Origin of the sequence: Lentzea sp. NEAU-D7 (assembly GCF_026242055.1) — a bacterium.
Taxonomy (GTDB): domain Bacteria; phylum Actinomycetota; class Actinomycetes; order Mycobacteriales; family Pseudonocardiaceae; genus Lentzea.
Genome location: NZ_JAPJDL010000003.1, coordinates 124,717 through 134,785, shown reverse-complemented (window position 1 = coordinate 134,785; position 10,069 = coordinate 124,717). Strand labels below are relative to the sequence as shown.

The following is a 10,069-nucleotide window of genomic DNA, read 5'->3' as shown; positions in this document are numbered from 1 at the left end:
TGCTGACCGCGCTGCCGGGCCTGTCCGCGTCCGAGTACGGCGTTCCGTGCGGCCGGCGTCGCCCGCGGCCACCACCGGGCCGCGGTCGCCCGACATCTCCCAGAACATCGCGCCCAGCAGGTTCTTCGACTTGAGCCACGCGGTCTTCTTCTGGATCGACCAGACGTCGTCGAAGGTCCACCACTGGTTGCCGGTGTAGCAGGACGTCGCCACGGCCACCTCGTCGTGGAAGACCGTGCAGTTCGGCACGGACGCGACGAGGTTGGCGTACCCGCGCGTGCCCGACTCCTCCGGGAACTGGCCGGGAGCCGCACCTCCCGCGGTCTGCCACTCGCCGTTCTTGCCGCCGTTGACCACGTTCTGCCAGCCGCGGCCGTAGAACGCGAGGCCGAGCGTGATCTTGCGTGACGGCACTCCCGCGTCGAGGTAGGCCTGAACGGTGCTCTCGACGCTGAACTTGGTCGTGTACGGGTCGTCCGGGTCGGGGTAGAGGTTGCCCTGGTGGCCGGTCCGGTTGGGCTCCCACGAGTTGTCGCTGCCGGAGCCGTGGAAGTCGTAGCCCTGGACGTTGAAGATGTCCATCGACTGCGCGACCCGCCCCAGCTCCCAGCCCGCCTCGATCTTGGCGGGGTCGGCCGGCGTGAACGCCGTGAGCTGGTAGCGCTTGCCGGTCGTGGTGCTCAGCGCGTCCATCTGCCGGCGGAACTCCTCGATCAGCAGCGTGTTGTTGACCTTGTCCTGCGGGCCGAAGTGGTTGCCCGCGTGGCCTTCGGCGCCCGGCCACTCCCAGTCGAGGTCGATGCCGTCGAAGATGCCCGCCGCGCTGCCGGGACCGCCGGCGCCGTTGTACACGGGCAGGTTGCCCTTGATGTAGACGTCGAGGCAGGACGCCACGAACTTCTTGCGCGCCGCGTCCGTCGCCGCGACGTCCGAGAAGTACTTGGAGTAGGTCCAGCCGCCGAGCGAGATCAGCACCTTGAGGTGGGGGTGCTTCGCCTTGAGCTTCTTGAGCTGGTTGTAGTTGCCGCGCAACGGTTCCCAGCCGCTGTCCGCCACGCCGTCCACGGACTGCGCCGCGCTCATCGGCCTGCTGTAGTCGGCTTCCGCGTCACCCGCGCCGTCGCCCTGGTTCGGGTCCTGCGGGTTCGGGCTCGTGCCCTTCGTGACGCCGTGCAGACACGTCAGGTTGACCGGGTCGATGTTGCCGAACGCGTAGTTGACGTGAGTCATCTTCGCCGCGTCCATGTCCTTCACGAAGTATTGGCGTCCGTAGATGCCCCACTGCACGAAGTACCCGACACGGGCGTACCCGCCGACGATGTCACCAGTGCGCTCGTTCAGCGCGTTGCTCGCGGCGGACACGTTGTCGTAGAGGTCTCGTGCTTTGACGGTGAAGGTGTAGTTCGTGGACGGCGAGAGGCCGGAGACGACCGCTGTGGTGCCGGAGACCGTCGTCTTCACGGTCGTGCCCACGTAGACGTCGTAGTTCGCGATCCCGCTGTTGTCCGTGGAGGCGTTCCACGCCAGCGTGATGCTGCCCGCGTCCTTCGCCGTCGACCGCAGGTTGCCCGGCGCGGTCGGGGGCGTGGTGTCGTTGGCGGGGTTGTTGGTGGTGACGCTCAGCGCGGCGCTAGGCGCCGACTGGGTTCCCTTGGTGTCCTTGGCCCGCACCGTGAAGGAGTACGCGGTGTTGGGGCTCAGCCCGGTGATGATCGTCGAGGTCGTGGTGGAGGTGCCGGCGAGGACGGAGCCGTTGTAGACGTCGTAGCCGGCGATCGGCAGCGAGCCGGGCGTGGAGGCGTTCCACTGCAGGCTCACCGTGCGCGTGGTCTTCGTCGGTGACGCGAGACCCGCCGGGGCACCGGGCGGGGTGTCCGCGCTGCCGTCGCAGTTGGCGTTGTTGATCCGGCACGTCACCGGTTCGACGTTCTGGCTGATCGAGAACGCCGGGCTGTACGGCTCGGTGGTGCCCCCGGCCGCCACCGTCTTGTTGTAGTGCGCGGGGGTGACGGTGACCTGGTTGCCGTTCTGGGAGACCGTGCCGTTCTGGCCGTTGCTGACAGTCACGCCGCTGGGCAGCGTGAAGGAGATCGACCAGTCGGAGATGGCCGCGGCGGAGTGGTTGCGGACGACGAACTTCGCGGCGCCACCGGCCACCGAGTACTCGGCGGTCAGCCCGGTCGGCGCCGGCGGCGGGGTGCCGGTGCCGTCGCACGCCATGTTGTTGATCGTGCAGGTGACCGGGTCGGCCGCGGCGCTCAGCGTGAACGTGGGGCTGTAGGGCTCGGTGTTGCGTCCCGGCGGGAGGTTGTTGATGTAGAAGGCCGGGGTGAGCGTCACTCTCGTGCCGTTCTGGGTGATCGTCGCGTTCTGCGGGGCGCTGGCCGTGACACCGGCCGGCAGGTCGAACTTGATGGACCACCCGTTGAGCGCGGTCGTGCTCGCGTTGGCGACGACGAACTTGGCACTCGTGCCGGTGCGGGAGAACGTCGCGGTGATGCCCGTGGCGGCCTGTGCAGGGACCGCCAGGGCTAAGACCGCGAGCAGAACTGCTAGGAGGGCAGGGATCCGGCGCATGCGGAACTCCAGTTTGGTAGAGATTCCGCGGCGGCTGCCAGTTACGGTATTTGGTCTGGACCACCCACGTCAACGGCGTGCGCGCTCAGCCGACCGGGCGGAACCTGACCTCCGTGCCCGGCCGCGCCTGCCCCAGAAAACGCAGGTGATCGTTGTCCACCACACCGATGACGGGGTAGCCACCCGTCGTCGGATGATCGTTCAGGAAGATCACGGGCTGCCCGTCCGGCGGCACCTGGACCGCGCCGGTGATCATCCCCTCGCTGGGAATCTCCCCGTCACGACGATTCAGCCTGGTCCCGCTGAGCCGCGCACCGACGCGGTTGCTGCGATCCGAGACCGTCCAGGACCCTTGCCGCAGCTGGGTTTCCGCGTCGTCGAACCAGTCGTCCCGCGGCCCGAGCAGAATGGGGATGACCAACGTTTGCAGCGCGTGGTGCGGCGTCACCACATCGGCCCCTTCGGGCAGGTTCGGCGTCCCAAGATGCAGGACGTCGTTGTCCCGCAACGGTTCTGGACCGATTCCGGAGAGCAGGTCGGTCGAGCGGCTGCCGAGTTCCTCGTCGACCTCGATGCCACCCGACAGCGCGAGGTAGTTGCGCAGACCGGTCAGCGGCGTGCCGATCTCCAGGACCTCGTCCTGCCTCAGGTGGATCGGCTGGTGCGAGTCGGCGAGCCTGCCGCCGACGCGGACCTCGGTGGTGGGCCCGGTGACGGCGACCGTGCAGCTCGCATGGGCTTGGAGCGCGAGGCCGCCCAGCAGGAGTTCCAGTCCGGCCGCACCTTCGGGGTTGCCGACGAGCCGGTTGGCGAGCTTGAGCGAGTGCTGGTCCAGTGCACCGGAGGGAGGCACGCCCAGATGTGCGTTGCCGGGCCTGCCGAGGTCCTCGATGAGCGCCTGCGGTCCGGTCCTGATGATCGTGACGCTGCGCTTCATGCGACCACGAACCTGACCTGGTCGCCCGGCTGCAGCAGCGCGGGGGTCTCGGCCCTGGCGTCGAACAGCGTGATCTCGGTGCGGCCGATCAGCCGCCAGCCGCCCGGTGTCGGTCTCGGGTAGGCGGCGGTGAACTCGCCCGCGATGCCGACCGAGCCCTGCGGGACCTTGGTGCGCGGGGAGTCGAGCCTCGGCTGCTGGAGTGCCTCCGGGAGGCCCGTGAGGTAGCCGAAGCCCGGCGCGAAGCCGCAGAACGCGACCTCGTAGGTGGCGGTGGTGTGGAGCCGCACGACTTCATCCGGGGTGATGCCGGCTGTCTCGGCGACGAGGGCCAAGTCCGGGCCGTCGTAGACGACCGGGATGGTGACCTCGCGCGAGTGCGTCGTGGGGGCCTTGGTGAGGTCGACGGCTTTCAGCGCGTCCCTGACCTGGTTGAGAGCACCCTTGACCAGCACCGTTCGCGCGGCCGGGACCAGCTCCTCGATGCCGTCGAGCTGTTCGAGGGCGGCGCGGACGGCCGCGACCTCGCTCAGTGAGTCGACCTCGACCAGGAGCGCGTCGGTTCCGCAGCGCCGCAGAAGCATGCACCCATGTTACGGGGAATCGTGGGATTGTTGAACAATCCGACACGCGAATCGTTCAACAATCAGGCGATGCGGCGGGTCGGCGGCTCGGCGGTCCCGCGATGCGGCGGCCCGCGATCCGGGAAGGCCGCAGTCCCGCAGTGCCGGAGGCCCCGGAGGTCCGAAGCCCGGCAGTCCCGCAGCCCGGCAGACCGGGAGTTCGGCAGACCGGGAGTTCGGCGGACCGGGAGTTCGGCGGACCGGGAGTTCGGCAGACCGGGAGTTCGGCGACCCGGGAGTCTGGCAGTCCTGCAACCTGGGAGTCCCGCAGTCCCGCGGTCCTGGAGCCCGGCAGCCCCGCAACCCGCCAGCCCCGCAATCCGCCAGCCCCGCAATCCGCCAGCCCAGCAACCTGGGAGTCCGCAGCCTCGCAACCCGGCAGCCCTACAGCCCGGCAGCCCTACAGCCCGGCAGCCCGGCAGCCCTACAGCCCTACAGCCCGGCAGCCCTACAGCCCGGCAGCCCCGCAACCCGGCAGTCCCGCAACCCCGCGAACCGATGCGAGGGGCTGCTCGACGCCGGGCCTGTCGTCGGATCGTTGAACGATCCGAGGAAGGGGACTTGGCGGACACCCGCTTCAAGGGCGGCGCGGGGCTGCTCGCCGCCGGGCCGGGCGTCGGATCGTTGAACGATCCGACGACTCGAACTAGCCGACGACGCGCTTCAGGTGCGCCGACGCGTGCGGCTGCATCTCCTGGCCCATCATCGCGCGCTCCTCGACGTACGCGAGGTCGCCGTTCACCACGCCGTACAGGCGCTGCGACGCCTTGACGTCCTTGGCCGTGGCGGAGCGGATGACCGCGTCCGTCTCGAACTCCCAGGAGGTCTGCGTGCGCACCTTGCCGTAGTACAGCTCGACGATGCCCGTGTTGTGCGTCAGCAGGAACTCGATCGTGTCGTCTTCCTGCGGGCGCCAGAAGCCCTGTTCTCTCGCGGCCGGGCGGATGACCTCGCCCGCCTCGTTCAACAGCCACGACCTCGCCTCGTAGACGAGGAACGGCCGGCCGTCGTGGGCGAACGTGATCTGCTGGCCGAAGCGGAACGGGCCGTCGATCGTCGGGTAGACGATCTCGCCCTCGCCCCGCCACACGCCCACCAGCGGGAGGACGCCCAGGAGGGCGTCGTTCAGGTTCGCGCCCTCGCGCAGGTTCGCCGTGTCGCCCGGGACGGGCATGTCGTCGAACTGGGGGAGGTTGCGCGCCCTCGTGGCGGCTGCTCGTTCCTCGGCCAGGCGGATGGCCTCGTCGCCGCTGGTCATCGCTGGTCGGAGTAGAGGCGGTAGACGACGTAGCCGGCGAACCACATTACGGCGATCGTCACTAGCACCAGGAGTCCGGTGAAGATGTGTTCCACGGTGGAGAGGATATCTCGCTGGTGGTGACGTGCAGGGTTGTGGTGGTGGAGGACACCGGGTGTGCCGCGGTGCGGCCGGGCGAGCGGTCACCCCTGCGGGCCGGTGGTCGCCTTGCGGGAGGGTGATCGCCGGGTGGTGATCGCATCGCGGGTGGGGGTCGCCTTGCGGGTGGTCGCATCATGGGCGGGTGGTCGCCGGGTGGGCGGTCGTATCGCGGGCGGGCGGTCGCGTCGCGGGTGGGTGGTCGCCAGGCGGGCGGCGGGCTTGCGTTGCGTGTTTCCCCTGGGGCTCTGCCCCAGACCCCGGCAATCTGATCAGGGGGCCACACCGTCAGTGGGCAGATGGCACGCCTGTTGCGTTGGGCGGCTGCCGGTTCCGTAGCTGGTGGCGTCGGTGGTGTGTCCCATCACGAGCCGCACCAAGAGCGGGCCACACGTGAGGAGGGGTGTCAAACGGACGAAGAGCGTGTCCGTTTGACAACCCCTCCTCACGTGCAGCAAGAGCTGTGGCGCGACTCGTGATGGGACACACCACCCGTCAGTCTCGGCTCAAAGCGAAAAGCAAAGGCTCGGCTTCGCCGTCGGGACGGCTCGCCTGCGGCATCGCGGGGGCGGGCGCCTTCCCAGACGTCCGGGACGTGGAAGGCCCCGGCGGTGTCGCACCGCCGGGGCCTTCGTCATACCAACCAGGTCTTGCGATCTGCCGTCTAGGCGACCGCGATCTCCACCGCGTGCACGCCGGGGCCCGAAGCCGACACGTCGGCCTGGCCGTTGCCGGTGCGGTGCAGGGCGCGGACCGTCCAGCTGCCCGGTGCCGCGAAGAAGCGGAAGTCGCCCTCCGGGGAGGTGACCACCTCCGCGGTGAACTCGCCGGTCGAGTCGAGCAGGCGGACGAAGGCGCCGCCCACCGGGGTGCCGTCCGAGACGACCTTGCCCTCGAGCACGGTTTCGGTGGTGCCCGCGTCGATCGTGCCGCCCTGAGCGGGGGCGCCGCAGCCGTTGGACATGATGATCAGGCCTCCTTGCCGGAACCGAGTTCGATCGGCACGCCGATGAGCGAGCCGTACTCCGTCCAAGAACCGTCGTAGTTCTTGACGTCTTCGTGGCCGAGCAGCTCGCGCAGGGCGAACCAGGTGTGCGAGGAGCGCTCGCCGATCCGGCAGTACGCGATGGTCTTGCGGCTGCCGTCGAAGCCCGCCTCGGCGTAGAGCGCGCGGAGCTCGTCGTCGGACTTGAAGGTGCCGTCCTCGTTGGCCGCCTTGGACCACGGGACGTTCACGGCCGAGGGGATGTGGCCGCCGCGCTGTGCCTGCTCCTGCGGGAGGTGGGCCGGGGCGAGCAGCTTGCCCGAGAACTCGTCGGGGGAGCGCACGTCGACGAGGTTCTTGTTGCCGATGGCCTCGACTACCTCGTCGCGGAAGGCGCGGATCGAGAGGTCCTGCTCCTGGGCCTTGTAGGAGGTGGCGGGACGGACGACCTCCTCCTTGTCCAGGGGACGGCCGTCGAGCTCCCACTTCTTGCGGCCGCCGTCGAGGAGCTTGACGTTGGTGTGGCCGTAGAGCTTGAAGTACCAGTACGCGTAGGCCGCGAACCAGTTGTTGTTGCCGCCGTAGAGGATGACGGTGTCGTCGTTGGAGATCCCCTTGGCGGAGAGCAGCTTCTCGAAGCCCTCGCGGTCGACGAAGTCGCGGCGGACCGGGTCCTGGAGGTCGTTCTTCCAGTCGATCTTCACCGCTCCGGGGATGTGTCCGCCGTCGTACGCGGTGGTGTCCTCGTCGACCTCCGCGAACACGACGCCGGGCGCCTGGAGGTTCTCTTCGGACCAGGCGGCCGAGACCAGCACGTTCTCACGGCTCATGGGAAGTTGCTCCTGTAGTAGTGCGTGTCGTTATTGCGGTCGAGCGAGGGCAGGTACGAACCTGCGCAGTACGAGGTACATCTCGCACCCGAGGCACAGGCCGAGCGCCGCGTTGAGCAGCGCCGCCACCAGTGCGAGACCGGTCGCCACCATGCCGAGCGTCGTGAGGCCCGTGGCGTAACCGAGGGTGCCGATGAGTGCGAAGACGAAGCCGACGCCCTGGGCGAACCGCAGCGGGGCGGCTTCCTCGCGTTCGGTGGTCGGGGTCAGGCGGGGCTGGATCGCGTAGCGGTAGACGTGACCCCACGGGTTCAGCTTCAACGAGATGAACGCGCACATCGCGAAGAGCACCGTCTGGGCGGCGAGGAGCCGCCACCAGCCGGTGACCAACACGATCGCGAGGATGGCGGTGGTCATCCAGGCGGAGAAGCGCGGTCCGCGCGGGTCTACAGGGGAGTCTTTGGGCACGACGACCTCCGGGCAAACGGACGAGAGGAATCAGTCCGGCAGAGGTAGCTGATGGGCGTCAAGCAGCCCGGTTCAGCTCGTCGTGCGACACAGGCTGCTGCGCGTGCGGCACAGGTCAACCGCGCGTCGCTTCGTGAGCAGCAAGGTCATGCCAGCGAGGGTAGCCCTCAATCCCTCGGTGCGGGAGGTATGTCCATCTGGTGGAACAACGCAGGTTCACCCGACCGGATTAGGGCAAATGCGGTCGCAGCGCTGCCAGCAACGAGTCGCGTTTCGGCACGCCGCCGACCCGCAACACCTCGGTGCCGTCCGGCTTCAGGGCGATCGTCGTGGGGGTGCGCATGACGCCGAGCCTGGTGGTGACGTCCGGGAGGTTCGTGACGTCGAGCTCGGCGTGGGTGAGGCCGTCCGTGCGGTCGGCGAGGTCGCGCAGGACCACCTTCGCGTGCCGGCACGGCGCGCAGAACGTCGTGGAGAGCTGGACCAGCGTCACCCCCGGCGCGAGCAAATCGCGCACGGGGGCCGGCAGGTCGATCGAGTCCTTCGCACGGGAGATGCGGCCCTCGCGGACCTTGAGCAGCACACCGATCGCGCCGGCCGCGGCCAGCGCGCCCAGCAGCGCCCAGACACCAGTCATCGTTGGACCAACGGTACATCCGCGATCTCGCCGGACAGCTTGAACGCACCGCTCTCCACCTCGACGGCGGTGGGCGTGGCGCTGAACGGCAACGTGCCGGGGTCGATCTTGATCGCGAGCGCCTGGCGCAGCTGCGGGATGATCTGCTTCAGCGAGGCGTCGTCCAGCTCGATGTCGTCGATGTTGATCTGGATGGCACCGCTGACCAGCGCGATCTGCCCGTACGCGGTGAGCGTGATGACCTTGCCGGCGACGTTGGTCTGGCCGGAGAGCTTCACCGCGGCGGTCGTCTTGGGGGCCTTCGGGTCGGCCGGTGCCTGCGTGGCGACGCGGTTGTCCGGCTCGATCGAGAGCTTGTCGAACGGCGTCACCTGGTTCGCCAGCCGGTTCAGGTCCATCGCCTTGATCCGGACGCTGCCTTTGACGGTGTCGATGGTCGCCTTGGAGACGTTGCCCGCGAGCAGGTCCGCGAGCTCGACGCGGGTGTGCAGCAGGTCCGCCTCGACGTCGAGGTCACGCAGGTCGACGCCCTGCTGCTCGTTGCGGATCGGCACGCCGTACGCGCGGATCTCGACGTGCTGGTAGTCGCCGCGCAGCGCCTGCAGGGTGAACGGGAACCCGTTGATGCGCACCGACGGGTCCTCGTTGAGCTGCAGCTTCTCCCGCATCCGCTGGGCGATCTGGTACTCCCCGGCCGCCGCCAGCGCGAAGTCGGCGGCGACGAGCAGCACGCCCAGCACGATCACCGTGATGACGAGGAACTTCCCGCGACGGGACTTCTTCTTTCGCGGCCGTGCGGGGGTCTGCGCAGTCATTCCTCGTCCTCGACGTTAACGGCGATCCATGCCGCCATCCGGTCTACCAGGTCTGGAGTCGCGGCCGATTCGGCGTGCCGCATGCCGGGTTCGATCCACAACTCGGCATGTCCGGAGGACGCGCGGTGCAGTGACCTGGCGTGGTCCACGGAGAAATAGTGGTCCAGGTCACCGTGCACGATCAGCAGTGGGGTCGGCGTGATGCGTCCGACCACCTCGAGCGGACTCTCCGGCGCTTGTACCCAGCTGCCGCCGAGCCGAACCCCGAGCGCGCGTGCCGCGAGCTTGCCGTGCGGCTGCTCCAGCAACCAGTGCACCCGGCGCATGGGAGCGGTCTCCCGCGACCACCACCGGGCGGGCCCGCTCACCGAGACCACGGCGTCCGGCCTGGTGTCACCCAGCGCCGCGTGCCGCAGGACGATCGAGGCGCCCATCGAGAACCCGATGGTCGCGATCTTCGAGTACCCGAGCTCGCGCGCCTTGAGAACGGCGGCCTCGATGTCGTGGATCTCGTCCGCGCCGACCGTGCAGCGCCCTTCGGAGCGTCCGTGCCCTCGGAAGTCGAACGCGACGACGCCGGCTTTCCTGGCCATCCGGGCGAGCACGCGGGAGACGTACGGCCTGCGTACGTTGTTCGTGAACCCATGTCCCACAACGAAAGCGAGGTCGCTTTCACCCTTGTAGTGGACGCCGTGCAGACGCACCCCATCGTGTGACATGGATGTAACAGGCGTGACGCTTGTGGAAACAAGTGTGAGCACGGCTTCTTGACCTGGGACTTTCTCGGGGTGCACCGGTATT

The 10,069-nt window shown here is 68.7% G+C and carries 11 protein-coding genes; all 11 read right to left on the bottom strand.

Annotation, left to right across the window (positions count from 1 at the left end):
* Positions 1-2,577: glycosyl hydrolase family 18 protein (locus ORI60_RS07475; protein ID WP_266035705.1), on the bottom strand; the 2,577-nt coding region annotated here is incomplete at its 3' end.
* Positions 2,578-2,662: 85 nt separating this feature from the next.
* The gene (locus ORI60_RS07470; RefSeq protein ID WP_266035704.1) at positions 2,663-3,514 is read right to left on the bottom strand and encodes a biotin-dependent carboxyltransferase family protein; all 852 of its coding nucleotides are present in this window, start codon (positions 3,512-3,514) and stop codon (positions 2,663-2,665) included.
* Positions 3,511-4,098 carry a 5-oxoprolinase subunit PxpB gene (pxpB, locus tag ORI60_RS07465; protein WP_266035702.1) on the bottom strand — a complete coding sequence of 196 codons (588 nt, stop codon included), beginning with the start codon at positions 4,096-4,098 and terminating at the stop codon, positions 3,511-3,513. Before pxpB ends, ORI60_RS07470 begins: the two co-directional genes overlap by 4 nt.
* 685 nt (positions 4,099-4,783) lie before the next feature.
* The gene (locus ORI60_RS07460; RefSeq protein ID WP_266035700.1) at positions 4,784-5,395 is read right to left on the bottom strand and encodes an FABP family protein; all 612 of its coding nucleotides are present in this window, start codon (positions 5,393-5,395) and stop codon (positions 4,784-4,786) included.
* A gap of 802 nt (positions 5,396-6,197) precedes the next feature.
* Positions 6,198-6,497, bottom strand: a complete 300-nt coding sequence (locus ORI60_RS07455) for a DUF1416 domain-containing protein (RefSeq protein ID WP_258946378.1) — start codon at positions 6,495-6,497, stop codon at positions 6,198-6,200.
* A 5-nt stretch (positions 6,498-6,502) separates the two neighbouring features.
* Positions 6,503-7,348, bottom strand: a complete 846-nt coding sequence (locus ORI60_RS07450) for a sulfurtransferase (RefSeq protein WP_266035697.1) — start codon at positions 7,346-7,348, stop codon at positions 6,503-6,505.
* Positions 7,349-7,378: 30 nt separating this feature from the next.
* Positions 7,379-7,816 (bottom strand): DUF4395 domain-containing protein, encoded by a 438-nt coding sequence (locus ORI60_RS07445; protein ID WP_266035695.1) that lies wholly within the window; start codon positions 7,814-7,816, stop codon positions 7,379-7,381.
* Between the two features lie 72 nt (positions 7,817-7,888).
* Positions 7,889-7,966: a putative leader peptide gene (locus tag ORI60_RS44720; protein ID WP_360045477.1), complete on the bottom strand. Its 78-nt coding sequence runs from the start codon at positions 7,964-7,966 to the stop codon at positions 7,889-7,891.
* A 79-nt stretch (positions 7,967-8,045) separates the two neighbouring features.
* Complete coding sequence (locus ORI60_RS07440; protein WP_266035693.1) at positions 8,046-8,453, bottom strand: thioredoxin family protein; 408 nt, start codon at positions 8,451-8,453, stop codon at positions 8,046-8,048.
* Entirely contained in the window at positions 8,450-9,268 is an 819-nt protein-coding gene (locus ORI60_RS07435) for a DUF2993 domain-containing protein (RefSeq protein ID WP_266035691.1), read from the bottom strand. The genes ORI60_RS07440 and ORI60_RS07435 overlap by 4 nt, the downstream gene beginning before the upstream one ends.
* Positions 9,265-9,987, bottom strand: a complete 723-nt coding sequence (locus ORI60_RS07430) for an alpha/beta hydrolase (RefSeq protein ID WP_266035690.1) — start codon at positions 9,985-9,987, stop codon at positions 9,265-9,267. Before ORI60_RS07430 ends, ORI60_RS07435 begins: the two co-directional genes overlap by 4 nt.
* Positions 9,988-10,069: the final 82 nt, after the last annotated feature.